This is a genomic window from Massilia paldalensis (assembly GCF_044901715.1).
Taxonomy (GTDB): domain Bacteria; phylum Pseudomonadota; class Gammaproteobacteria; order Burkholderiales; family Burkholderiaceae_D; genus Telluria; species Telluria paldalensis.
In genome coordinates this window covers 766,151-789,051 of record NZ_JBJCIU010000001.1, presented here as the reverse complement: position 1 = coordinate 789,051, position 22,901 = coordinate 766,151, and the positions used below count along the sequence as shown (strand labels likewise).

Below are 22,901 nucleotides of genomic sequence, written 5' to 3'. Positions count from 1 at the left end.
GCATGAACAACCAGGCCGGCGGCGCGCACGCGCACGTGCTCGATACCGCGCGCGATCCTTCGCTCGATCCATCGTTCTCGCTCTACCTCGACGCCGCCCGCGGCCTGGCGGCGCTGGCCGTGGTCGTGGCCCACTTCGGCTATTTCCGCATCCTCGACGATGCCCAGATCGCCCGCCTGCCCGATTTCGGGCGCGAAGCCGTGATCGCCTTCTTCGTGCTGTCCGGCTTCGTGATCGCCTACAGCGTCCGCCACAAGCACCGCTCGCTGGCCGACTACGCGGCCGCCCGCGCCGCGCGCCTGTATTCGGTAGTGCTGCCCGTCCTGCTGCTGGCCTTCGCGCTGGCCACGCTGGTGCGGCATGCGACCGGCCTTCCCGTCAGCGACGCCTACGAGCTGGGCAAGCCCTGGCTCTACATCCCCTTCCACCTGGCCTTCCAGGGCGACACCTGGGGGTTCGCCGAACGCCCGCCCTGGCTGCTGCCGTACTGGTCGCTCGACTACGAAGCCTGGTACTACGTGCTGTTCGGCTGCTGGCACTTCCTCGCGGGCCGGCGCCGCTGGCTCGCCGCCGGCGCCGTGCTGCTGCTCGTGGGCCCGCGCCTGTGGCTGCTGCTGCCCGTCTGGCTGTCCGGCGTGGCGCTGTACCGCTGGCAGCAGGGGCACGTGCTGGGCCGCACCGTCGCGCGCGCCGGCTGGCTCGCGACCGTCGTGCTGGTGGCCCTGTGGGGCTGGTGCGATCCGGAGCCCTGGCTGCGCGGCGTGGCCCAGCAATGGTGGCCTTTCGCCGGGATCCGCATGGGCAGCGCCGACCGCGTGCTGGCCGACTACCCGGTCGCGCTGCTGGTCTGGGTGAATTTCGCCTGCGCCCGCCATGCCGGCTTCGGGATCGTGCTGGCGCGCCTGGCGCGGCCGATCCGCTTCCTGGCGGCGCACACGTTCACGCTGTACCTGTCGCATGCGCTGGTGATCGGGGTGTGGCAGACGCTGCTGCCGATCGAGCGGGGCTCGGCGCACGAGATCGTGGCCATCGCCGTGGCCATCGCGCTGACGGCGCTGGCGCTCAATCCGCTGACGGAGGTGTTGAGGAAGAGGTTGTTGCGGGGGTTCGAGGGGATGCTGGCGCGCGCTCCTGCGTTGCGCACCCCATAAGCGTCGTTCCCGGCATTGCCGGAAACGACTCCCCGCGCAGGCGGGGATCCAATTTGCGCGCGTATCGATGACGCATGCAGGCATTGGATCCCTGCCTTCGCAGGGATGGCGTTGCTTGATTGACGTGGAACTTACTTGGCCGGCGTCGCCAGCAGCATCTCGTTCAGGCGCTTCACGAAGGCCGCCGGATCCGTCAGGCTGCCGCCCTCGGCCAGCATCGCCTGGTCGAACAGGATGTGGGCCCAGTCGCCGAAGCGCGGGCTGGCGGCGTCCTCGTATTTCAGGCGCGTCACCAGCGGGTGGCTCGGGTTGATCTCGAGGATGGGCTTCGATTCCGGCGCGTCCTGGCCCGCCGCCTTCAGCATGCGCACCAGGTTGGCCGACAGTTCGTGCTCGTCCGCCACCAGGCAGGCCGGGGAGTCGGTCAGGCGGAAGGTCACGCGCACGTCCTTCGCCTTGTCGGCCAGCGCGCCCTTCATCTTCTCGACCAGGTCCTTGTACTGGGTCTCGGTCTCTTCGTGTTCCTTCTTCTCGGCCTCGTCTTCCAGCTTGCCCAGGTCCAGGCCGCCCTTGGCGACGGAGACCAGCTCCTTGCCCTCGAACTCGGTCAGGAAGGACAGCATCCATTCGTCGACGCGGTCGGACAGCAGCAGCACTTCGACGCCCTTCTTGCGGAAGATCTCCAGGTGCGGGCTGTTCTTGGCCGCGGTGTAGCTGTCGGCGGTGACGTAGTAGATCTTGTCCTGGCCTTCCTTCATGCGGCCCACATAGTCCTCGAACGAGACGGTCTGTTCGGACGAATCGTTATGGGTCGAGGCGAAGCGCAGCAGCTTGGCGATGCGGTCCTTGTTGGTCGCATCCTCGCCGATGCCTTCCTTGAGCACCTGGCCGAATTCCTTCCAGAAGGTGGCGTACTTGTCCTTGCCTTCCTGCTCCTCGCTGTTGGCCAGTTCTTCCAGCATGCCCAGCACGCGCTTGGTCGAGCCTTCGCGGATCACGCGCACGTCGCGCGACTCCTGCAGGATCTCGCGCGAGACGTTCAGCGGCAGGTCGTTCGAATCGATCACGCCCTTCACGAAGCGCAGGTAGACCGGCATCAGCTGCTCGGCGTCGTCCATGATGAACACGCGCTTCACGTACAGCTTGATGCCGCCGCGCTTGTTGCGGTCCCACAGGTCGAACGGGGCGTGGCCCGGCACGTACAGCAGCTGGGTGTATTCGCTGCGGCCCTCGACGCGGTTGTGCGTGTACGTCAGCGGCGGCTGGAAGTCGTGCGAGACGTGCTTGTAGAACTCGTCGTACTGTTCCTTCGTGATGTCCGACTTCGAACGCGCCCACAGCGCGGACGCCTGGTTGACGGTCTCGAATTCGTCCTTGACGACGTTTTCCTTTTTCTCCTCGTCCCACTCTTCCTTCTTCATCACGATGGGCAGGGAGATGTGGTCGGAATACTTGCGGATGATCGACTTCAGCTTCCACGACGACAGCAGCTCTTCCTCGCCGTCGCGCAGGTGCAGGATGATGTCGGTGCCGCGCTTCGGCTTGTCGATCTGCTCGATCGTGTAGTCGCCTTCGCCCGTCGATTCCCAGCGCACGCCCTGCGACGCATCGGCGCCGGCGCGGCGGGTCTCGACGGTGACGCGGTCGGCCACGATGAAGGCCGAGTAGAAGCCCACGCCGAACTGGCCGATCAGCGCGGCGTCGGCCTGCTGGTCGCCCGACAGCTTGCTGAAGAATTCCTTGGTGCCCGACTTGGCGATCGTGCCCAGGTGCGACACGGCTTCGTCGCGGCTCATGCCGATGCCGTTGTCGGAAATGGTGATGGTCTTCGCTTCCTTGTCGAACAGGATCGCGATCTTCAGCTCGTGGTCGTTGCCGTACAGGGCATCGTTGTTGATCGCCTCGAAGCGCAGCTTGTCGGCGGCGTCGGAAGCGTTCGACACGAGCTCGCGCAGGAAGATTTCCTTGTTCGAGTACAAGGAGTGAATCATCAGTTGCAGCAGTTGTTTTACTTCTGCCTGGAAGCCAAGGGTTTCTTTTTCGGCAACAGCCATCTTGTATCCTCGTTGAAAGCAATTGGTTGAACGGACCGGGCCGATATTGGGATACAGAAAAGAATTTCAAGAGCTTTTTTGATAAGAAATATCGCCTCGCCTGTCCGCCGCCGCACCGGGACACGGGAGCGGACCACGCTTTTTGCTCGACATTGCGGCCGGCCCGGCATACCGTATCGCCGCAGCCGCATTTTTTTTGCATCCGATGTCGAAGTCCGGAAGTGCCGTTCGTCGTAGCAATGGCAACACCCACAACAACCCGGAACAAGGAGATCCATCATGCAGCAGGCACGCCCCATTCCCGAAGGTTTTCATACCGTCACCCCGCACCTCGTGTGCGAAGGCGCCGCCGAGGCGCTCGCGTTCTATGCGCGGGCGTTCGGCGCCGTCGAGATCGGCCGCATGGAAGGACCGGGGGGCAAGATCATGCATGCGGAAATGCGCATCGGCGACTCGCGCATCATGCTGGCCGACGATTTTCCCGACTACGGCAGCCGCGGCCCGAAGGCGCTGGGCGGCTCCGGCGTCGTGATCCACCTGTACGTGCCGGATGCCGACGCCGTCTGGGCGCAGGCGACCGGCGCCGGCGCCACGCCCGTCATGCCGCTGGAAGACGCTTTCTGGGGCGACCGCTACGGCCAGGTCGTGGACCCGTTCGGCCACCGCTGGTCGATCGCCACCCACCAGCGCGACCTGAGCCTGGAACAGATCCAGGACGCCATGAAGACCATGATGCCGGGCGCCGGCGCGGGGGAGCAGCCATGAAGTTCATCGTGCTCGTCAAGGCCAGCGCGGCCTCCGAAGCGGGCGTCATGCCCAGCGAACAACTGATGGCGGACATGGGCCGCTTCAACGAGGAACTCGCCATGGCCGGCGTGCTGCTGGCCGCCGACGGCATGCACCCGAGCGCGAAGGGTGCGCGCATCTTCTACGACGGCGACAAGCGCACCGTCGTCGACGGCCCGTTCACGGAGGCGAAGGAATTGGTGGCCGGCTACTGGATCATCGAGGTCGGCTCGCTGCAGGAAGCGATCGAGTGGATGAAGAAGGCGCCGCCGCCGCAAGAGGGAAGCGTCGGCGAAGTCGAGATCCGCCAGATCTTCGGCGAGGAAGACTTCGGCGAGGCGATGACCCGGCAGCTGCGCGAACAGGAAGACCGCGTGCGCGCCCAGCTGGCCGCGCGCTGAAGGAGGGAGCGATGCAATTCATGATCATCCGTCGCGCGGACGCCGCCAGCGAGGCCGGTGCCCTCCCGTCTGCCGCCCTGGTCGAGGCGATGGAAACGTATGTCGGGCAGCTCGCGGACGCCGGCGTCCTCGTCATGGTGCAGGGACTGGAGCGCAGCAGCCGCGCCGTGCGCCTGCGCCTGGGCCGAGGCGGGGAGGAACTCGTCCAGGGCCCCTTCCCCGCCGCCGAGCTGGCGGCCGGCTTCCTCGTCATCGACGTCGCGTCGAAGGACGACGCCGTGGCCTGGGCCAGGCGCTGGCCGGCCGCCGAGGCCGAGGCGGCAGGCAGCCTCACGCTCGAGGTGCGCGAAGCGGGCTGCGCGGGCGGCTGCGCGCCGGTGCCGCCGCCCGCCGACGGAGCGACGAGGCGCCGCTACTTCATCCTGCTGCGCGCCGACGCCGACAGCGAACGCGACTTCGTTCCGGAACAGTCCCGGCTCGACGCGCTGGACGCCTTCAATGCGCGCGAAGCGGTGGCCGGCACCCTGCTCGCCGGCAGCGGCCTGATGTCGAGCGCGCGCGGGGCACGGGTGCGCATGGCCGGCGGCGCGACGGCGGTCAGTGACGGCCCGTTCGCCGAGGCCAAGGAACTGATCGCCGGCTTCTGGATGATACGGGCCGCTTTCCTCGACGAGGCGATCGCCTGGGCCCGCACCGTCCCCTACCCGGCCGGCCCCGGGGTCGTGGTCGAGATCCGCGCCGCGCACGGCACCGAGGAAGCGCAGGCGGACGCCAACCTGCGCGTCGGCCTGCTCGACGAGGCCTTGCGCAACGAGCTGGCCCCGCGCCTGGCCTGAGGCGTCCGTGGGCGGAGCCGACGTCGGCCGGACCGTCGAGGCGGTCTGGCGCATGGAGGCGGCGCGCATCGTCGGCGCGCTGGTACGCATGGTGCGCGACGTCGGCCTGGCCGAGGAGCTGGCCCAGGACGCCATGCTGCAGGCGCTGGAATCCTGGCCCGGCGCCGGCGTGCCCGACCGCCCCGGCGCCTGGCTGATGCAGGTGGCGAAGCACCGCGCCCTGGACCACCTGCGCCACCAGGCCCTGCATGCCGGCAAGGAAGGCCAGCTGTCCTGGGAATTCGACGAGCTGCTGCGCGACGGCCAGCGCCAGCCGGACGAACTGGCCCAGCTGGCCGAACTGGGCGAGCTGGCCCATCCCGACACCGGAGACGACGTGCTGCGCCTCGTGTTCGTGGCCTGCCACCCGCTGCTCTCTCCCGAAGCGCGCGCGGCGCTGGCCCTGAAGCTGGTCGGGGGCCTGTCCAGCGCCGAGATCGCGCGTGCCTTCCTGGTGCCGGAGGCCACGGTCGCCCAGCGCATCGTGCGCGCCAAGCGCACGCTGGCGGAGGCGAAGGTGCCGTTCGAGGTGCCGCGCGGCGCGGAACTGACACCGCGCCTGGCTTCCGTGCTGCAGGTGATCTACCTGATCTTCAACGAAGGCTATGCGGCCAGCGCCGGCAGCGACTGGCTGCGTCCCGGCCTGTGCCGCGAGGCCCTACGCCTGGGCCGGGTGCTGGCCGGCCTGATGCCGCGCGAAGGCGAGGTCCTCGGCCTGCTGGCGCTGATGGAGATCCAGTCCTCGCGCGAACGGGCGCGCACGGGCCCGGATGGGGAACCCGTGCTGCTGCTGGACCAGGACCGCAGCCGCTGGGACCGTCTCGCCATCGGGCGCGGGCTGGCGGCGCTGGACGGTGCCGCCCAACTGGGCGCCTACGGCCCGTATGCGCTGCAGGCCGCCATCGCCGCCTGCCATGCGCGCGCGCTGCGCGCCGACGAGACCGACTGGATACGCATCGCCGCCCTCTATGACGCACTGGCGCAGTTGCAGCCCTCGCCCGTGGTGGAACTGAACCGCGCCGTGGCGCTGGGCATGGCCTACGGTCCCGCCGAAGCCCTGCCCCTCGTCGACGCCCTGTGTGCGGAACCGGCGCTGCGCGGCTACCACCTGCTGCCCAGCGTGCGCGGCGACCTGCTGGCCAGGCTGGACCGCCACGCAGAGGCGCGCGCCGAGTTCGAACGGGCCGCGGCACTGACGCGCAACGAGCGCGAACGCGCGCTGCTGCTGGCGCGCAGCCGGGCCTGCCATCGGCCTTGAAAAACGGCGGAAAACCGCACACCGTTCCGGCTTTCCGCACGTTGATATGATGCGGATTTTTTTGATGCATCGCAATAAACGAATCGAATCAGCAACTTGCGCTTGCTGGCGACTCTGGCACGGAAGCTGCTAATTCGGAGATAACGATAACCCACCGGAGACACCGCATGAAACGCTTCCCGAAAGTCCTGTCCCTCGCCGTCGCCCTGGCCGCCGCCGGCGCCGGCACCACCGCCAACGCCCAGGAAGTCGTCCGCCTCGGCAACCTGAAGTTCGCCCACTACGGCGCCGTCTCGTACATCAAGGAAATCGCACCGAAGTGCGGCATCAAGGTCGAGGAACACGTGTTCGCCAAGGGCCCGGACGTCATGCAGGCGATCCTGGCAGGCGAACTGGACGTCGGCGCCACCGCGTCCGAAGCCGCCATCCAGGGCCGCGCCAACGGCGCCCCGATCTACGTCGTGGCCGGCTTCGCCAAGGGCGGCGCGCGCCTGGTGGCGCGTCCGGACGCGAACATCAAGTCGGTCAAGGACCTGAAGGGCAAGAAGGTGGGCGTGACCCGCGGCGGCATCCACGAGGTGCTGCTGGCCGCCGAGCTGAGCAAGGCCGGCCTGACCTGGTCCGAGCAGCCGGGCAAGGACGTGCAGCTGGTGCTGCTGGCCTTCGCCGACCTGAACCAGGCGCTGCTGGGCAAGAACCTGGATGCGATCATGCAGTCGGAGCCGCAATCCTCGCAGGCCATCAACAAGGGCTACGGCGTGGAAGTCATCAAGCCCTACGACACCCCGATCGGCGAGCCGGTGCGCACCATGGTGATGAGCGAGAAGTTCTATAAAGAGAAGCGCGCCACCGCCGCCAAGTTCATGAACTGCTTCGTGCAGGCGACCAAGACCTTCATCGACAACCAGGCCGTGGCCGAGAAGTACGTGCGCGAATCCGTCTTCAAGAGCCAGATCACGGCGGACGACTTCAAGGATGCGATCAGCAATTCGCCGTACACCTACGACGTCACCGCCGAGCACATCCAGATCACGACGGACGTGATGAACAAGACCGGCATCGGCAAGATGCGCAAGCCGCCGGTGGCCACCGAGTGGGTCAAGACCGACCTGCTGGACGAAGCGAAGAAGAACCTGGGCATCAAGTGAGCCCCGGCCGAGCCTCAACTGAGCCACCGCAAGCAATCGACAAGCGAGATTCGAGATGAGTAATACGACATGGCGGGAAACCGCGGTGGGCGCCATCGTGCCCATCATCGTGGTCGCCCTGTGGCAGGCATCCGCCACGCTGGGCTGGATCAACCCGCAGGTACTGCCTTCGCCGCTGGCAGTGGCGGAGAAGTTCGTCGAGTATGCGCTGCCGCTGCAGGAGCGCACGCCCGACCAGTCCTGGCTGGCCTGGGCGCTGTCCGGCGAGCTGTGGATGGACACCGTGGGCAGCATGTACCGCGTGCTGGTCGGCTTCGCCGTCGGCGCCGGCCTGGCGCTGCCGCTGGGCCTCCTGATGGGCGCCAGCAAGCGCGCCTACGCCTGGTTCAATCCGCTGATGCAGCTGCTGCGGCCGATCCCGCCGATCGCCTACATCCCGCTGTCGATCCTGTGGTTCGGCCTGGGCAATGCGCCGGCCGTGTTCCTGATCGCGCTGGGGGCCTTCTTCCCCGTGCTGATGAACACCATCGCCGGCGTGCGCCAGGTCGACGGCATCTATATCCGCGCCGCGCGCAACCTGGGCGTGTCGCAGACGACGATGTTCGTGCGCGTGATGCTGCCGGCGGCCGTGCCCTACATCCTGTCGGGCGTACGCATCGGCATCGGCACCGCCTTTATCGTCGTCATCGTGTCCGAGATGATCGCCGTGAACAACGGCCTCGGTTTCCGCATCCTGGAAGCGCGCGAGTACTTCTGGTCGGACAAGATCATCGCCGGCATGATCAGCATCGGCATCCTGGGCCTGCTGATCGACATCGGCATGAACCGCCTGAACAACCACCTGCTGCGCTGGCACCGCGGCCTGGAGAACTGATATGACCACGCACATCGACATCAAGGGCGTCAACAAGGTATTCCGCACCGACGACCGCGAAGTGGTCGCCCTCAAGGACATCGACCTGCAGATCCCGCAGGGCCAGTTCGTGTGCCTGCTGGGGCCTTCCGGCTGCGGCAAGTCGACGCTGCTGAACGCCATCGCCGGCTTCTCGCTGCCGTCCAGCGGCACGCTGGTCGCGGACGGCAAGCCCGTCACGGGCCCCGGCCCGGAGCGCGGCATGGTGTTCCAGGAATACGCGCTGTTCCCGTGGATGACGGTCGAGAAGAACATCGCGTTCGGCCTGGAGATCAAGGGCCAGTCCAGGGCGCAGATCGCGGCGACCGTGGACAAGCTGCTGGAGATGCTGTCGCTGTCCGACTTCCGCAGCCGCTATCCGAAGGACCTGTCCGGCGGCATGCGCCAGCGCGTGGCGATCGCCCGCGTGCTGGCGCTGGACTCGCCCATCATGCTGATGGACGAGCCGTTCGGCGCGCTGGACGCCCTCACCCGGCGCAACCTGCAGGACGAGCTGCTGCGCATCTGGGCCGAGCTGAAGAAGACCATCATCTTCGTCACCCACAGCATCGAGGAAGCGATCTACCTGGCCGACCGCATCGTCGTGATGACCTACCGCCCCGGCACCGTCAAGCGCGACATCCTCGTCGACCTGCCGCGCCTGCGCGACCCGTCGGCGCCGGAGTTCAATGCCCTGAAGCGCGAGCTGGGCATGCTCGTGATGGAAGAGCAGCAGCGCCACCACGATGCGGAGATGAAGATGGCGGCGGTGGACTGAGCCGCCACACCTGAACCACGTCGTCCCTGCGCAGGCAGGGACCCAATTTTGCATGCGTTAGCTCTGCGCGCCAAAATTGGGCCCCTGCCTGCGCAGGGGCGACGGTGTTTGTTTTCTACGCTCCACCGATTCCGCGCCACAGTACAATCCCGCATGCGCGCCAAACAGCCCCTCCTCCTGCTCCTGTGCCTGATGGCCAGCGCCGCCATCGTGGCCGGCGCCTTCCACCTCGGCAGCCGCCGCGCCCAGGCCGACGTGATGGAACAGGGCAGCCGCCAGCTGCAGCTGATGGCGCCCGACCTGCAGTCGCTGCTCGAACGCTTCGAGACGCTGCCCTTCGTGCTCGGCCAGCAGCACGAGGTGGCGGACGCGCTCGCCCACGCGGACGACCCCGCCGTCGTCGCGCGCATGAATGCCTCGCTGCAGGCGATCCAGCGCCAGGCCAGGGTGGGCGCGCTGTACCTGATGGACCGCAAGGGCCTGACCATCGCCGCCAGCAACTGGGACCAGCCACTCGGCTTCGTCGGCAAGAACTTCTCCTACCGTCCCTATTTCAGCGAAGCGCTGGCCGGCCGTGCGGGACGGTTCTACGGCATCGGCACCAACACGGGCGAAGCGGGCTACTTCATCGCCCAGCCGGTCCACCGCAACGGCAGCGCCGGCGGGCCCGTCGACGGTGTCATCGTCGTCAAGACCACGCTCGACGAATTCGAGAACACCTGGGCCAGCAGCGAGGATCCGATCGTGCTGGCCGACCGCAGCGGCGTGATCTTCCGTACCAACCGCCCGGCCTGGCGCTACCACAGCCTGCACCCCTTGTCCGCCGCCACCCGCGCGGAGCTGGCGCGCACCCAGCAGTACATGGGCCAGACGATCACCCCGCTGGCCGAGCCGACCGGCCCCTACGTCACGCGCGCCGTCGGCCGGCTGGGCTGGCAGCTGATGCTGTTCCCGGGCACCGGACGCGCGCTGCGCGCCGGCCTCCAGTGGGCCGCCGGCGCCGCCCTGCTGCTCGCCTGCGCCGGCGTGAGCGGCTGGGCGCTGCACCAGCGCCGCCGCCGGCTGCAGGAACGCACGGAGTCGCGCGCCGCCCTGCAGCGCGCCGCGCGCGACCTGGAGCAACGCATCCACGAGCGCACCGAGGAACTGTCGGCAACCAACCGCCACCTGGCCCAGAAGTACGCCAAGCTGCAGGAGGCGGAACGGCTGCTGCGCAATACCCGCGACGAGTTCGTCCAGGCCGGCAAGCTGGCGATGCTGGGCCAGATGGCGGCCGGCATGACGCACGAGCTGAACCAGCCGCTGGCGGCGATCCGCGCCTTCGCCGACAATGCCCGCACCTTCCTCGCGCGCGGCATGCCGGAACAGGCGGACGGCAACCTGGGCCACATCAGCGACGCCAGCGCGCGCATGGGCGCCATCATCGCCCAATTGAAAGGCTTCGCGCGCAAGGACGAGGCGATCGCCAGCGTCGACCTGGCCCGTTCCGTGCAGGCCTCGGCCTTCCTGCTGGAGAGCGAATTCAAGCGCCGCAACACGGTCCTCGAGATCGATACGGGCGCCACGCCCCTGCACGTGACGGGCAACGCCGTGCGCATCGAGCAGGTGCTGATCAACCTGCTGCGCAACGCGCTCGATGCCGTCGACGGCGCGCCCGAGAAGCGCGTGTGGGTGGCCATGGCGCAGGAGGACGGCGCGGCCGTCGTGCGCATCCGCGACAGCGGCCCGGGCATCAGCGCGCAGGTCGCCGCGCACTTGTTCGAACCCTTCTTCACCACGAAACCGTCCGGCCAGGGGCTGGGACTGGGCCTCGCGATCTCGTCCTCGATCGTGCAGGCCATGAACGGCCGCCTGGGCGCCCACAACCCGGAAGGCGGCGGCGCGCAGTTCGAACTGCGCCTGCCGCTGCAGGCGGTGCCGGACCACAACGAACACGATAGCGAGGAGCACACGCCATGAGCACCCAGCAGGCGATCCTGGTGGAAGACGAGGCCGCACTGCGGCTGGCCACCGCCCAGACCCTGGAACTCGAGGGATTCGCCGTGCGCGCCTGCGCCAGCGCCGAGGAAGCGCTGGACTTGCTGCGCGCCGATTATCCCGGCGTCGTCGTCACCGACGTGCGCCTGCCCGGCCTGTCCGGCCTGGAACTCCTGGCGCAGGTGAAGGCGCTGGACGCCGAGCTGCCCGTCATCGTCGTCACCGGCCACGGCGACGTCGCGATGGCCGTCGATGCGATGCGCAGCGGCGCCTACGATTTCATCGAAAAGCCGTTCTCCTCGGAGCGCCTGGCCGACGCCGTGCGCCGCGCCCAGGAACGGCGCCGCCTGGTGCTGGAAAACCGCGAGCTGCGCGCGGCGCGCGTGCTGCATCCGGACACGCCCGACCTGGTCGGACAGTCCCCCGCCATCGAACACCTGAAGACCGTCGTGCGCAACGTCGCACCGACCGGCGTCGACATCCTCGTCAACGGCCAGACCGGCACCGGCAAGGAAGTGGTGGCGCGCCTGATCCACGCGGCCAGCGGCCGCAAGGGCAATTTCGTCGCCATCAATTGCGGGGCCCTGCCCGAATCCGTGTTCGAGAGCGAGATCTTCGGCCACGAGGCGGGCGCCTTCACGGGCGCGCAGAAGCGGCGCATCGGCAAGCTGGAATACGCGAACGGCGGCACCGTGTTCCTCGACGAGATCGAGAGCATGCCCCTGAACCTGCAGGTCAAGCTGCTGCGCGTGCTGCAGGAACGGCGCCTGGAGCGCCTGGGCGCCAACGAGGCCGTGCAGCTGGATTGCCGCATCATCGCCGCCAGCAAGGCCGACCTGCTGCAGCTGGCGAGCGAAGGGCGGTTCCGCGAAGACCTCGTGTACCGCCTGAACGTCGTCACCATCGACCTGCCGCGCCTGCGCGAGCGGCGCGACGACATCCCCCTGCTGCTGGCCTACTTCGTGAAGGACGCGGCGCTGCGCTACCAGCGGCCGCTGCCCGCCTGGACGGCGCAGCAGATGGCGGCCTGGCAGGCGGCCGACTGGCCCGGCAACGTGCGCGAGCTGCGCAACTTCGCCGAACGCCTCGTGCTGGGATTGGGACCGACCGTCGCCGCCGCACCTGCCGTCACCCAATCGACGGCGCCATCGTCCGCCGCGCACGCCGCGCCGGCCCAGGACACGGGCACGTCCCTGCCCCAGCAGGTCGACGCCTTCGAACGGGACCTGGTGCTGCGCGCGCTGGCGGCGGCCGACCACAACGTGGCGCTGGCGGCGGACAACCTGTCGATCCCGCGCAAGACCTTGTACGACAAGATGAAAAAATACCAGATCGGGACGGGTCGCAAGTAGCCCGCCCAGGCCACGCGCTCCTTCCTGGCGACGAGCACGACGGTATGACCGTTGCGCAGCTGCGGCCGCTCTCTGGCGACCCGCACCGCCAGGGCATCGCGCAAGCCGGGCAGGCGCAGCAGGCGCGCGAACAGCCGGTGCCGCAGGCGCCGGTCGATCAGGCGCAGCGATGTCAGGCCGCGCAGCACGAAATAGTAGTGGGCCAGCGTCTGCAGCTGCCAGTCGCGATGGAAGGGCGCGACGGGCTCGTGCCACAGCGCGACGACGTCCAGGCCTTCGCGCCGGGCCAGGTGCCGCAGTGCCCGGTCGGTCCAGCGCAGCACGTGGTGCGGCGGCAGGTTCAACGGCGCGTTCGCGGCAACGGCCAGGAAACTGTCCTCGGCCGGCACGGCGATCGCCAGCAAGCCGTCTTCGGCCAGCGCCTGCACGCAGGCATGTACATAGGTCGCGGGATCGGGCACGTGCTCGAGCACCTGGAACGAGCACACCACGTCGTAGCGCTCGGGCCAGGCCTCGGCATGATGCTCGACCGACTCCCGCCGTACCTGCAGGCCGGCGGCGTTGGCCTTGCGCACGGCCTCGTCGTTGAATTCCAGTCCGACGTAGTCGACCGATGCGGGAAGAAACTTGCGGAACGCGCCCTTGCCGCAACCGACTTCGAGCACACGCCGGTCCTCCCCGACGAAGGTGCGGGCGTAATCGTATTCGGGTTTCTCGTCCTGGTAGTACCAGTCGAACCGCTGCAACTGCTCGTAGAACGCGTCGTTGCCCGCGCAGGCCGGAGAAAAGAACACGAGGTCGCAGCGATCGCAATGCAGGCGGGCAATGCTCGGGACGTCCGCGAAATACGGCGCGACCTCCACGCCGATGCCGCGATACAGCCGGGCCAGCTCCCACGTCGCCACCGTATCGACGAGGGACACGGCGGCGGCCCCGCATCCGGGACACGCGGGCAGCGCGGCGCCGGTGCGTCGTGGCGGTTCATTGTTCGTCATACGGCGCGTGGAGTGTAGAAGATCCATGTCTCTTCCGCGATGTTGCGGCCGGAGCATACGTTTTCACGATCAGCTTAGGGATGGTCGACACACGTGGCTTGATCTGTATTCAACACTCCGCGCGCCGTCGTCGCCCGCCAGCAGGCTGGGCGACGTCAGGCTCAGGCCGTACCGGCGCCGCCGCGCTTCCTGAACTGGGCCGCCTTGTGGCGGTTGCCGCACACCGCCATGCTGCACCAGCGCCGCTTGTGCGCCTTGGTGCGGTCGTAGAACCACAGGATGCACTCCGGGTGCTCGCACTGCTTGACGAGGTCGAACCGCACCTCGACCAGCAGTTGCGCCACCGCCTCGGCCAGCGGCCCGAGCAGCGCCGCGGACGTCGTGCCGCGGGCGATGCGGGCCAGCGTCCAGTTGCCGGCGCCGTCGCGCTCCAGGTGCGGCGCGCTGACGTGTGCGTGCAGCCACTCGTTCAGGTCGCCGAGGTCGCCGGCGCTGCCATCGTCCTTGCGCCGGACCACGAGACGCCGCGCCAGCGCGCGCAAGGACCGCGCCTGCGCCAGCAGCGCGTCGCGGTCGACGTCCGCCGCGGGCAGCGCGATCCCATGCCGCGCGAGCCAGGCGAGCACGTCGCCGCCGTCGCGCCAATGGTCGATGGTCCTGCCATCCTCGCGCGCCTCCGTGTTCAGCAAATCCATTGCCAGGTGGTCGCCCACCATGGGGGCCTCGGACCACGTTGCTTCACTCATCGAATAACCCCTTAAAATCTATTTGACAGGTTATGCAAAGACGGCGATACTTCCCGTCTCGTAACCACTTAAATCTATTATACAGGTTACCAACGATCATTGTCCGCCATCCGAGGAGCGACCATGCACCAAGTCCACTACCGTACGATCGACGTCGAGGGCGTCAACCTGTTCTACCGCGAAGCCGGCTTGGCGGACGCGCCCACTGTCCTGCTGCTGCACGGCTTCGGCGCCTCGTCGACCATGTTCCGCGAGCTGATCCCGCAACTGGCCAGCGATTACCGCGTCATCGCGCCCGACCTGCCCGGCTTCGGCCAGACGAACGTGCTGCCCGGCGCCGCCTTCGACTACACGTTCGACCGGCTCGCTGCCGTGATCGATGCCTTCGTCGTCGCCAAGGGCATCGAGCGCTTCGCCATGTACGTGTTCGACTACGGCGCCCCGGTCGGTTGGCGCCTGGCGGTGCGGCACCCGCACAAGGTCGCGGCCATCGTCACCCAGAACGGCAACGGCTACGAGGAGGGCCTGAGCGATGGCTGGGCCGACATGCGCCGCGCCTGGGCCGAACCCACGGCCGAGCACCGCGAGGCCCTGCGCCGCTTCAACACGCGCGAGATGATCGAATGGCAGTACACGGAAGGCGTGCCGGATACCTCCCTGATCGCGCCCGAGCCCTGGCAACTGGCCCACGCGGCCATCGAACGGATCGGCGTCGAACCGCAGATGGACCTGCTGCTCGACTACGGCAGCAACGTCGCGCACTACCCGCAGCTGCACGCGTTCCTGCGCGACCGGCAGCCGCCGCTGCTGGCGATCTGGGGACGCTACGATCCCTTTTTCCTGCCGGCCGGGGCCGAGGCGTTCAAGCGCGACGTCCCGGACGCCGAGGTGCGCTTCCTCGACACGGGCCACTTCGCCATCGAGACCCATGGCGCGGAGATCGCGGCCGCCATGCGCGACTTCCTGGGACGCGCGTTCAAGGGGTGAGGGGCGGCCGACGGCGCGGCGGCGGCAGTGCCGTCCTGCCGGCGCCGATGCCCCCATGCGGGTGCCGCCGCGCGCAGGCAAAACGCTAGTATCCTTGCCCAACCACATCAGGAGACCCGCCCATGCCCTTGCCCGACCTCGCCGACATCGAAGACGCCGCCCGCCTGGTGTATGCCGCCATGCCGCCCACGCCGCAATATGCCTGGCCGCTGCTGGACGACGCGCTGGGAACGACTGCCTGGATCAAGCACGAGAACCACGCGCCGACGGGCGCTTTCAAGGTGCGCGGCGGACTGGTCTACCTGGACCGCCTGCTGCGGCGCACGCCGCACCTGGGCGGCGTGATCGCGGCCACGCGCGGCAACCACGGCCAGTCGGTCGCCTTTGCCGCGCGCCGCCACGGCATCCGGGCGACGATCGTCGTCCCGCACGGGAACAGCAGCGAAAAGAATGCGGCGATGCGCGCCCTTGGCGCCGAGCTGATCGAACATGGGAGCGAATTCCAGGAAAGCCGGGAACATGCGCTGGCGCTGGCCGCGCGCGACGGCCTGCACATGGTGCCGTCCTACCACCCGGACCTGGTGGCGGGCGTGGCGACGGGCTGGATGGAATTCTTCCGCGCCTGCCCCGACCTGGACCTGGTGCTCGTGCCCATCGGCCAGGGCTCGGGTTTCTGCGGCGCCGCAGCGGCGCGCGCGGCGCTGGGCCTATCCGTGCGCCTGGTCGGCGTGGTGTCGGCGCAGGCGCCCGCCTACCAGCTGTCGTTCCGCGCGCGGGCGGCCATTCCGGCACCGGTGACGACGGCGCTGGCCGACGGCCTGGCCTGCCGCGTGCCCGATCCGACATCGCTCGCCGTGGTGCTGGAGCAGGCCGACGACGTGCTGGCCGTGAGCGACGAGGAGATCGGCGACGCGATGCGCCTGTACTACCGCTGCACGCACAACCTGGCCGAGGGGGCCGGCGCGGCGGCACTGGCCGCGGCGCTGCAGTTGCGTGCCCAGGGCCGCCTGGGCGGCAGGAAGATCGGGCTGCCGCTCAGCGGAGCCAACGTCGACGCATCGCTGTTCGCGCCGATCCTGGCGAGCCGCTGAGCGCAGGCCACGGTCATTCGGTGACTTCGCGCGTATCGGCCACGTAGACGCGTACCGGTGCCACGTTCACGCCGTCCGGGGCGATCGTATTCAGCTTGACGACCTGGGTCTGCGGATAGGTGTCGAAGTGGAAGGTGAAGTTCTGGTCGCCCGAGGCAAAGGTCACGGTCTCGCCGTTCTTCACGTTGACCCAGCGCGTGGTCGGCTTGATCACGACGGTGCGGTCGGCGGCCTTGGCGGCCACGCCGCTGCCGTAGTACGAGGCGTCGTGGGCGATGTCGGCGGCCTGGGCGCCACCGGCGAACAGTGCGGCGGCGGCGGTCAGGGACAGGAACAGCGAAGTGGCAGTGGTTTTCATGATATGTCCTTTCTTGTGAGTGAAGGATTCGCGGACTTCCGATGCCGTGAACCCATGGACACAGTGTAGGCGTGGCCCCCGTCCGGAGCCATGCCCGTCGCGCTCGACGATTTGCCCGATCGTCTCGACCTGCGGCTCGCGCCCGGCGACCATGGCAATGACGCGCGCAATGAGCCGCGCAAGCAGCGATTCGAGCCGGCGCGGCATGGCCGCGGAACGGTCCGCTCACTAGACTGGCCGCTCCACAACTCGAGGATGCACCATGTCAGTCTACGAACAATCCCTCCGTACCCTGGGCCGCGGCGACAAGCTCGGCACCCACCTGATCCGCCTGTCGATCGCCATCGTCTTCATCTGGATCGGCCTGCTCAAGTTCGTGCCCTACGAGGCCGACAGCATCACGCCGATGGTCGCGCAAAGCCCATTCATGTCCTTCTTCTACAAGCATCCGGACCAGTACAAGGAACACTTCACCCACGAGGGCGAGCTGAAGCCGGAGCAGCGTGCCTGGCAGACGGCGAACAATACCTACGGCTATTCGAGCGGCCTGGGCACCGTCGAACTCGTCATCGCCGGCCTGCTGCTGCTCAATCCCGTCTCGCGCAAGGCCGGCCTGGCGGGCGGCGTACTCGCCTTCTTCACGCCGTTCGTGACACTGTCCTTCCTCGTCACGACGCCGGAAGCCTGGGTGCCCGCGCTGGGCGATGCGCAGCACGGCTTTCCCTACCTTTCGGGCATGGGACGCCTCATCCTGAAGGACACGATGATGTCGGCGGGGGCCGTGGTGGCGATCGCGGATTCGGCGCGCGCGCTGCTGCGCGAACGCGGCGCGGCATAGGTCCGGCAGCGCAGCGCAGGACGGCGCCGGCCGCATCCCACGGGGTGCGGCCGGCGCTTTGCCATGGCGGATCGGTCAGTGCGACAACGGAGAGGTGCGCTACGCGTATGCCGCCGCCTGCGGGCCGCGCCGGTAGGCGCCTGGACCGACGCCGAAATGCTTCTTGAAGGCGCGCGCGAAGGCGGCGTCGGACTGGTAGCCGGCCGCCAGGGCGACGGCGGCGATCGACCGACCGCCGCGCGCCAGCCAGCGCGCGGCGTTGGCCATGCGGATCTGCAGCAGCATCAGGGCCGCGCTCGTGCCGCTGGCCTGGTGGAACAGGCGCACGAAGGTGGCGCGCGACATGTGGCAGGCGCGCGCCATGTCTTCCAGCGTCCACTGGCGCGCCGGTTCGGCGAACATGCCCAGCAGGGCCGGCTGCAGGCGGCGTTCCGCAAGGGCGCCGAGCATGCCTTGCAGTGCCTGCGTCTCGTCGGTCCAGGCGCGGATCAGGAGGCCGAACAGCACCGAGGACAGCTGCGACACCAGCACCGCGCCCCCAGGACGCATGGCCCCCGTCTCGCGGCGCAGCATCGCGATGAGCGCGCGCAGGTCGCAGAATTCCGGCTTGTCGGCGCTGCGGACCAGCAGCATTTCCGGCAAGGCGGCGAGCAAGGCGTGGCCGGCCGCGTCGTCGAACACGAAGCGGCCGCACAGGATGTCGCAGGAGGCGCCGCCGCCGCCGTTGGCTTTCACGCGCACGGGCAGGCCGGCGTCGGGCACGTCGCGCGGCGTGGGCGTGGGCATGGGCGCGGTCGTGGGCGTAGGCGCGGGCGCGGCTGGATCTGCGCCGGCACCCGATCCCGCAAACAGGCGGTGTGCGCTGCCGCGCGGGAAGACGACGATGTCGCCCGCGTGCAGCAGCACGGAGGGATGGCCGGCCAGGTCCAGGCGCGCCTCGCCGGCGACGACCACGTGGTAGGTGGCGACGCCGGCGGCTTCGCGCTGGTGCTCGAGTTCCCAGGGGGCGTTGAGGTGGCAGCGCACGTCCAGGCTGCCGCTGGGCGCGTACAGCGCCAGGAAATGGCTCAGCGCGTCCATCGGGGACGATGGACGCGCGTGTCGGAGAAAGGCAGGGGGGCCCGTCCGCTCATCCGCGGTTCTCCGGCGATTCGGCGACGTACACGCGCACCGGCTTGACGCTGACGCCGGCCGGGGCGAGCGTCGACAGGTCCACCACCTGCGTGGACGGATAGGTCTGGAAGTGGAAGGTAAAGCGCTGGCCGTCAGCGACGAAGGTGACGGTCTCGCCGTTCGTGACGTTGACCCAGCGGGTGTCGGCCTTGATCTCGATCTTGCGCTGCGCCACATGGTCCGGCGCGGCGACGCCGTACCAGGCGGCATCGTGCGTGTCGGCGGCGTGGACGGCGCCGGCGAACAGGGTCGAAGCGAAGACCAGGCCGGTCAGGAGGGAGGAGCGCAGTGTGTTCATGGTATCTCTCTTGTCGTGGTTGAACGAAATCCGCACGCCGCTGTTCGGTAGTGGCGTTGCGGTAGAGATAGTGTATGAATGCAAGAGTTCGGCGACCATGCCTGGCCGACTCAATAAACTGCCGGACCGTCTCATTCACACGGGGGCGTCGTACAATACCGGCTCTTTTCAAGCAACCTGGGGAACCCATGTCCGTCTACGACAAACTCAAAGAACTGAACATCACCCTGGCCGCGCCGGCGACCCCGGCCGCCGCCTACGTCATGTACGTGCAGACCGGCAACCTGGTCTTCATCTCCGGCCACATCGCCAAGAACGCCGACGGTTCGCCGACGGTGGGCATCCTGGGCAAGGACAAGACCACCGCCGACGGCCAGGCCGCCGCGCGCTCCGTCGCCATCGACCTGATCGGCACGCTGCAGGAAGCCTGCGGCGGCGACCTGAACCGCGTCAAGCGCATCGTCAAGGTGATGAGCCTGGTGGCCTCGACGCCGGAATACAACGAGCAGCACCTCGTCACCAACGGCGCCTCGGAACTGATCGGCGAAGTGTTCGGCGAAGCCGGCAAGCATGCGCGATCGGCCTTTGGCGTTGCGTCGCTGCCGCGCGGCACGTGCGTCGAGATCGAATTGATCGCCGAAATCTGAAGGGACCTCGCAAACCTACTGCGCGTTGCATTTTCGTCCTGCGATGCTCGCCGTACCGTAAGTACGGCTGCGCTTCTCGAACGAAACTGCCGCCGCTCGCTACGGTTTGCGAGGCCCCGATACGTTTGTGGTGTACAAGACAAGCGCCCCAAAAAGGCAGCTTATTCGAGAGGCCGCCTACCCGGCGTGCTTTATAATGGCCGACGCACCAACGCCGTCCTTCCTGTGAGACCAGTATGAAAATCGAAAATCCCAATCCCATCCAGTGGCAGTTTTCGGAACGCGCGCAGCAGCTGCAAAGCTCGGCGATCCGCGAGATCCTGAAAATCACCCAGCGTCCGGAAATCATTTCCTTCGCCGGCGGCCTGCCCTCGCCCGCCACCTTCCCGGTCGACGTCATGAAGGCGGCCTACGACAAGGTGCTGACCGAGACCGGTAAGCAGGCGCTGCAATACGGCCCGACCGATGGCTACGCCCCGCTGCGCGAGTGGATTGCGAATTCCCTGTCCACGGAAGGCACGAAGATCCTGCCGGAACAGATCCTGATGGTGTCCGGCTCGCAGCAGGCCCTCGACCTGCTGGGCAAGGTGCTGGTCGACGAAGGCAGCCCGGTGCTGGTCGAGACCCCGAGCTACCTCGGCGCGCTGCAGGCGTTCTCCGTCTACCAGCCGGAGTTCCGCTCGGTCGCGACCGACGACGACGGCCTGGTGCCGTCCTCGATCGCCGGCCTGGCCGACGGTGCCCGCCTGCTGTACTCGCTGCCCAACTTCCAGAACCCGACCGGCCGCTCGCTGTCGCTGGCACGCCGCCAGGAACTGGTCGAGACCTGCGCCCGCCTGGGCCTGCCGCTGATCGAGGACGATCCGTACGGCGCCCTGTCGTACAAGGGCGAGCCGATGCCGCGCATGGTGTCGATGAACCCGGACGGCGTCATCTACATGGGCTCGTTCTCGAAGGTGCTGACTCCGGGCATCCGCCTGGGCTACGTCTGCGCCCCGCTGCCGCTAGTGCGCCGCCTCGAGCTGGCCAAGCAGGCGGCCGACCTGCACACGGCCCAGCTGACCCAGATGGTCGTGCACGAAGTCGTCAAGGACGGCTTCCTGGACCGCCACATCCCGACCATCCGCACGCTGTACGCCAACCAGTGCCAGGTGATGCTGGACGCGCTGGACGAGCATTTCCCGGAAGGCGTGACCTGGACCCGTCCGGAAGGCGGCATGTTCATCTGGGTCAAGCTGCCCAAGCAGCTCGACGCCACCAAGCTGCTCGACCAGGCGCTGGCCGCGCGCGTCGCCTTCGTGCCGGGCGCGCCGTTCTACGCGAACGAGCCGGAAACCAACACGCTGCGCCTGTCCTTCGTGACCGTGCCGCCGGAGCGTATCCGCGAAGGCATCGCGACCCTCGGCCAGATCATCAAGTCGCAGCTGTAATCACGCGGCAGCGCACGCGCTGCCTCGCGCGCGGGCCGTCCGGCCCGCGCTTCCTCCCCTCCCCCGCCGTGTAACTGCCGGTTTCAACAATTGTTTGATTCAGCGAACAATTGTCGGTTGCACAAAAGTCACAAAGTTTTCCAAGCGTCAAACGATTAATTGCGCAATCTAAAGATGCGAGGTGTATGATTTCGCACGCCCCCTCATCCGTGCAGCCCTGACAAGGCACAGTATGACCAATCTCGCCATCGCCCCCCTGGCCGACCTGCGCAAGCCTGCCATCCTCATCGTCGACGACGCCCCGGACAACCTGGGCGTGCTGCGCACGATGATGCTGCGCCAGGGCTACCAGACCTTCGTGGCCACGTCCGGCGACCGCGCCCTCGACATCGCCCAGCGCATCAAGCCCGACCTGGTGCTGCTGGACGTCGTCATGCCCGGCATCGACGGGCTGGAGACCTGCCGCCGCCTGAAGGCCAATCCGGCCACGGCGCGCATCCCGGTGATCTTCATGAGCGCGCGCGGCGAGACCGAGGACATCGTGGCCGGCTTCGACACCGGCGCGGCCGACTATATTCCCAAGCCCCTGCGCATGGAGGAAGTGTGCGCCCGGGTGCGCGCCCAGCTGCGCCTGCGCAGCAGCAGCGAAACCCAGACCGCCCAGGCCGACCGGCTGCGCATGATCGTCAACAGCATGGACCAGGGCCTGCTGATCCTCGAGCGCAGCGGCCGCGTGCAGTATGCCAACCCCGCCTGCGACCGCTACCTGGGCTACGCCCCGGAAGCCCTGGTGGGGCGCTCGCTGGCCGACCTGCTGGCCGACGCGCCCGACCTGGGCGATTGCGCCGCGCTGGAGGCGATGGGCGGCAGCGGCACGCGCGAAGTGCAGATCCGTCACCGCGACGGCGGCCTGCGCGCGATGGACCTGACCATGACGCCGATGCACGCGGCCGACGGCCTGTTCGTCGCCCTGCTGCACGACATCTCGCACCACAAGCAGTCGGAAGACGCGCTGCAGCGCGCCGCCATGGTCGACCCGTTGACGAAGATCGCCAACCGCCGCCACTTCGACGTGTTCCTGGAAAAGGAATGGCAGCGCGCGATCCGCAGCAGCCAGCCGCTGTCGCTCGTCGTGCTCGACGTCGACCACTTCAAGCAGTACAACGACACGCTCGGCCATGCGGCCGGCGACGTCTGCCTGCAGAAGGTCGCGCAGGCGCTGCAGGAACACGCGCTGCGTCCCACCGACCTGGCGGCGCGCTACGGCGGCGAGGAATTCGTGCTGCTGTTCGCCGACACGCCGCTCGAAGGCGCCACGCTGCTGGCCGAGAAGATCCGCGCCGCGGTGGAAGCGCTCGAGGTGCCGAATCCACGCTCGCCGACCTCGCCGTGGCTGACCGTCTCGGTCGGCGTGGCGACGATCGTGCCGACCCAGCTCGACCAGATCGAGCACCTGTTCGTGTGCGCCGACCGGGCCATGTACGCGGCCAAGGCCGCGGGCCGCAACCGGGTCGAGACGGCGATCGCCGGCGCCGCCTGGGATGCCGTGAAGGACGCGGCGCTGTATTGAGTGCCGGCGCGGCGGGCCGCGGCCATGTCCGCCCCGCCCGTTTGCCGTTATACTGGACGCCACGCTGCGCCGTTTAGTGAACACCTGCCGACGGCC

General features: G+C 68.2%; 21 protein-coding genes and 1 pseudogene. 16 read left to right on the top strand and 6 right to left on the bottom strand.

All coding sequences use genetic code 11. The annotated features are described in order from the left end of the window. The first annotated feature begins 2 nt into the window (after positions 1-2). Positions 3-1,151 carry an acyltransferase family protein gene (locus tag ACI1V7_RS03550; protein WP_404530385.1) on the top strand — a complete coding sequence of 383 codons (1,149 nt, stop codon included), beginning with the start codon at positions 3-5 and terminating at the stop codon, positions 1,149-1,151. A 131-nt stretch (positions 1,152-1,282) separates the two neighbouring features. Here the strand turns inward: ACI1V7_RS03550 and htpG are convergent, their stop codons facing one another. Further along, positions 1,283-3,205, bottom strand: a complete 1,923-nt coding sequence (htpG, locus tag ACI1V7_RS03545; RefSeq protein ID WP_404530384.1) for a molecular chaperone HtpG — start codon at positions 3,203-3,205, stop codon at positions 1,283-1,285. A gap of 279 nt (positions 3,206-3,484) precedes the next feature. Between htpG and ACI1V7_RS03540 the strand changes: the two genes are divergently transcribed. The 9 genes from ACI1V7_RS03540 to ACI1V7_RS03500 all read left to right on the top strand — a co-directional run bounded on the left by ACI1V7_RS03540 (position 3,485) and on the right by ACI1V7_RS03500 (position 12,672). Beyond that, on the top strand, positions 3,485-3,970 hold the full coding sequence (locus tag ACI1V7_RS03540) for a VOC family protein (protein WP_404530383.1): 486 nt from the start codon (positions 3,485-3,487) through the stop codon (positions 3,968-3,970). Further along, positions 3,967-4,392 carry a YciI family protein gene (locus ACI1V7_RS03535; protein WP_404530382.1) on the top strand — a complete coding sequence of 142 codons (426 nt, stop codon included), beginning with the start codon at positions 3,967-3,969 and terminating at the stop codon, positions 4,390-4,392. The genes ACI1V7_RS03540 and ACI1V7_RS03535 overlap by 4 nt, the downstream gene beginning before the upstream one ends. 11 nt (positions 4,393-4,403) lie before the next feature. Continuing rightward, the gene (locus ACI1V7_RS03530) at positions 4,404-5,228 is read left to right on the top strand and encodes a YciI family protein (RefSeq protein ID WP_404530381.1); all 825 of its coding nucleotides are present in this window, start codon (positions 4,404-4,406) and stop codon (positions 5,226-5,228) included. A 52-nt stretch (positions 5,229-5,280) separates the two neighbouring features. Next, positions 5,281-6,525: an RNA polymerase sigma factor gene (locus tag ACI1V7_RS03525; protein WP_404531531.1), complete on the top strand. Its 1,245-nt coding sequence runs from the start codon at positions 5,281-5,283 to the stop codon at positions 6,523-6,525. Between the two features lie 167 nt (positions 6,526-6,692). Then, on the top strand, positions 6,693-7,673 hold the full coding sequence (locus ACI1V7_RS03520; protein ID WP_404530380.1) for an ABC transporter substrate-binding protein: 981 nt from the start codon (positions 6,693-6,695) through the stop codon (positions 7,671-7,673). A 55-nt stretch (positions 7,674-7,728) separates the two neighbouring features. Further along, positions 7,729-8,547: an ABC transporter permease gene (locus tag ACI1V7_RS03515; protein ID WP_314544129.1), complete on the top strand. Its 819-nt coding sequence runs from the start codon at positions 7,729-7,731 to the stop codon at positions 8,545-8,547. 1 nt (position 8,548) lies between these two features. Further along, positions 8,549-9,343, top strand: coding sequence for an ABC transporter ATP-binding protein (locus tag ACI1V7_RS03510; protein WP_404530379.1), 795 nt, complete (start codon positions 8,549-8,551; stop codon positions 9,341-9,343). A gap of 153 nt (positions 9,344-9,496) precedes the next feature. After that, on the top strand, positions 9,497-11,302 hold the full coding sequence (locus ACI1V7_RS03505; protein WP_404530378.1) for an ATP-binding protein: 1,806 nt from the start codon (positions 9,497-9,499) through the stop codon (positions 11,300-11,302). Then, entirely contained in the window at positions 11,299-12,672 is a 1,374-nt protein-coding gene (locus ACI1V7_RS03500; protein WP_404530377.1) for a sigma-54-dependent transcriptional regulator, read from the top strand. Before ACI1V7_RS03505 ends, ACI1V7_RS03500 begins: the two co-directional genes overlap by 4 nt. 269 nt (positions 12,673-12,941) lie before the next feature. On the opposite strand, the pseudogene ACI1V7_RS03495 reads toward ACI1V7_RS03500, so the two are convergent. Further along, positions 12,942-13,667 (bottom strand): annotated as a pseudogene (locus ACI1V7_RS03495) (class I SAM-dependent methyltransferase); the annotation flags it as partial. Positions 13,668-13,828: 161 nt separating this feature from the next. Continuing rightward, entirely contained in the window at positions 13,829-14,413 is a 585-nt protein-coding gene (locus ACI1V7_RS03490) for a CGNR zinc finger domain-containing protein (RefSeq protein WP_404530376.1), read from the bottom strand. Positions 14,414-14,536: 123 nt separating this feature from the next. Between ACI1V7_RS03490 and ACI1V7_RS03485 the strand changes: the two genes are divergently transcribed. Both ACI1V7_RS03485 and ACI1V7_RS03480 read left to right on the top strand, forming a co-directional pair. Next, entirely contained in the window at positions 14,537-15,400 is an 864-nt protein-coding gene (locus ACI1V7_RS03485; protein ID WP_404530375.1) for an alpha/beta fold hydrolase, read from the top strand. 122 nt (positions 15,401-15,522) lie between these two features. After that, positions 15,523-16,491, top strand: a complete 969-nt coding sequence (locus ACI1V7_RS03480) for a threonine dehydratase (protein ID WP_404530374.1) — start codon at positions 15,523-15,525, stop codon at positions 16,489-16,491. Between the two features lie 13 nt (positions 16,492-16,504). Here ACI1V7_RS03480 and ACI1V7_RS03475 read toward each other — a convergent pair whose 3' ends face one another. Continuing rightward, positions 16,505-16,849 carry a CzcE family metal-binding protein gene (locus ACI1V7_RS03475; RefSeq protein WP_404530373.1) on the bottom strand — a complete coding sequence of 115 codons (345 nt, stop codon included), beginning with the start codon at positions 16,847-16,849 and terminating at the stop codon, positions 16,505-16,507. A 262-nt stretch (positions 16,850-17,111) separates the two neighbouring features. On the opposite strand from ACI1V7_RS03475, the gene rclC reads away from it, so the two are divergent. Beyond that, a complete protein-coding gene (rclC, locus tag ACI1V7_RS03470; protein WP_404530372.1) occupies positions 17,112-17,687 on the top strand; it encodes a reactive chlorine resistance membrane protein RclC in 576 nt (191 codons plus the stop codon). A 99-nt stretch (positions 17,688-17,786) separates the two neighbouring features. Here rclC and ACI1V7_RS03465 read toward each other — a convergent pair whose 3' ends face one another. Both ACI1V7_RS03465 and ACI1V7_RS03460 read right to left on the bottom strand, forming a co-directional pair. Next, complete coding sequence (locus ACI1V7_RS03465; RefSeq protein WP_404530371.1) at positions 17,787-18,767, bottom strand: AraC family transcriptional regulator; 981 nt, start codon at positions 18,765-18,767, stop codon at positions 17,787-17,789. A gap of 49 nt (positions 18,768-18,816) precedes the next feature. Continuing rightward, positions 18,817-19,158 (bottom strand): CzcE family metal-binding protein, encoded by a 342-nt coding sequence (locus ACI1V7_RS03460; protein WP_404530370.1) that lies wholly within the window; start codon positions 19,156-19,158, stop codon positions 18,817-18,819. Between the two features lie 188 nt (positions 19,159-19,346). Here ACI1V7_RS03460 and ACI1V7_RS03455 point away from each other — a divergent pair, with 188 nt between their 5' ends. The 3 genes from ACI1V7_RS03455 (at position 19,347) to ACI1V7_RS03445 (ending at position 22,805) form a co-directional block, all read left to right on the top strand. Continuing rightward, complete coding sequence (locus ACI1V7_RS03455) at positions 19,347-19,805, top strand: RidA family protein (RefSeq protein WP_404530369.1); 459 nt, start codon at positions 19,347-19,349, stop codon at positions 19,803-19,805. A 236-nt stretch (positions 19,806-20,041) separates the two neighbouring features. Continuing rightward, positions 20,042-21,235, top strand: coding sequence for an aminotransferase-like domain-containing protein (locus ACI1V7_RS03450; RefSeq protein WP_404530368.1), 1,194 nt, complete (start codon positions 20,042-20,044; stop codon positions 21,233-21,235). Between the two features lie 232 nt (positions 21,236-21,467). After that, positions 21,468-22,805 carry a diguanylate cyclase gene (locus ACI1V7_RS03445; protein WP_404530367.1) on the top strand — a complete coding sequence of 446 codons (1,338 nt, stop codon included), beginning with the start codon at positions 21,468-21,470 and terminating at the stop codon, positions 22,803-22,805. Positions 22,806-22,901 lie beyond the last annotated feature (96 nt).

Coding starts and splice junctions, on each gene's coding strand:
- ACI1V7_RS03535 (WP_404530382.1), top strand. CDS start 3,967: ATGAAGTTCATCGTGCTCGTCAAGGCCAGCGCGGCCTCCGAAGCGGGC.
- ACI1V7_RS03450 (WP_404530368.1), top strand. CDS start 20,042: ATGAAAATCGAAAATCCCAATCCCATCCAGTGGCAGTTTTCGGAACGC.
- rclC (WP_404530372.1), top strand. CDS start 17,112: ATGTCAGTCTACGAACAATCCCTCCGTACCCTGGGCCGCGGCGACAAG.
- ACI1V7_RS03455 (WP_404530369.1), top strand. CDS start 19,347: ATGTCCGTCTACGACAAACTCAAAGAACTGAACATCACCCTGGCCGCG.
- ACI1V7_RS03530 (WP_404530381.1), top strand. CDS start 4,404: ATGCAATTCATGATCATCCGTCGCGCGGACGCCGCCAGCGAGGCCGGT.
- ACI1V7_RS03445 (WP_404530367.1), top strand. CDS start 21,468: ATGACCAATCTCGCCATCGCCCCCCTGGCCGACCTGCGCAAGCCTGCC.
- ACI1V7_RS03505 (WP_404530378.1), top strand. CDS start 9,497: ATGCGCGCCAAACAGCCCCTCCTCCTGCTCCTGTGCCTGATGGCCAGC.
- ACI1V7_RS03550 (WP_404530385.1), top strand. CDS start 3: ATGAACAACCAGGCCGGCGGCGCGCACGCGCACGTGCTCGATACCGCG.
- ACI1V7_RS03475 (WP_404530373.1), bottom strand. CDS start 16,849: ATGAAAACCACTGCCACTTCGCTGTTCCTGTCCCTGACCGCCGCCGCC.
- ACI1V7_RS03465 (WP_404530371.1), bottom strand. CDS start 18,767: ATGGACGCGCTGAGCCATTTCCTGGCGCTGTACGCGCCCAGCGGCAGC.
- ACI1V7_RS03520 (WP_404530380.1), top strand. CDS start 6,693: ATGAAACGCTTCCCGAAAGTCCTGTCCCTCGCCGTCGCCCTGGCCGCC.
- ACI1V7_RS03490 (WP_404530376.1), bottom strand. CDS start 14,413: ATGAGTGAAGCAACGTGGTCCGAGGCCCCCATGGTGGGCGACCACCTG.
- ACI1V7_RS03540 (WP_404530383.1), top strand. CDS start 3,485: ATGCAGCAGGCACGCCCCATTCCCGAAGGTTTTCATACCGTCACCCCG.
- htpG (WP_404530384.1), bottom strand. CDS start 3,205: ATGGCTGTTGCCGAAAAAGAAACCCTTGGCTTCCAGGCAGAAGTAAAA.
- ACI1V7_RS03510 (WP_404530379.1), top strand. CDS start 8,549: ATGACCACGCACATCGACATCAAGGGCGTCAACAAGGTATTCCGCACC.
- ACI1V7_RS03500 (WP_404530377.1), top strand. CDS start 11,299: ATGAGCACCCAGCAGGCGATCCTGGTGGAAGACGAGGCCGCACTGCGG.
- ACI1V7_RS03485 (WP_404530375.1), top strand. CDS start 14,537: ATGCACCAAGTCCACTACCGTACGATCGACGTCGAGGGCGTCAACCTG.
- ACI1V7_RS03515 (WP_314544129.1), top strand. CDS start 7,729: ATGAGTAATACGACATGGCGGGAAACCGCGGTGGGCGCCATCGTGCCC.
- ACI1V7_RS03525 (WP_404531531.1), top strand. CDS start 5,281: ATGGAGGCGGCGCGCATCGTCGGCGCGCTGGTACGCATGGTGCGCGAC.
- ACI1V7_RS03480 (WP_404530374.1), top strand. CDS start 15,523: ATGCCCTTGCCCGACCTCGCCGACATCGAAGACGCCGCCCGCCTGGTG.
- ACI1V7_RS03460 (WP_404530370.1), bottom strand. CDS start 19,158: ATGAACACACTGCGCTCCTCCCTCCTGACCGGCCTGGTCTTCGCTTCG.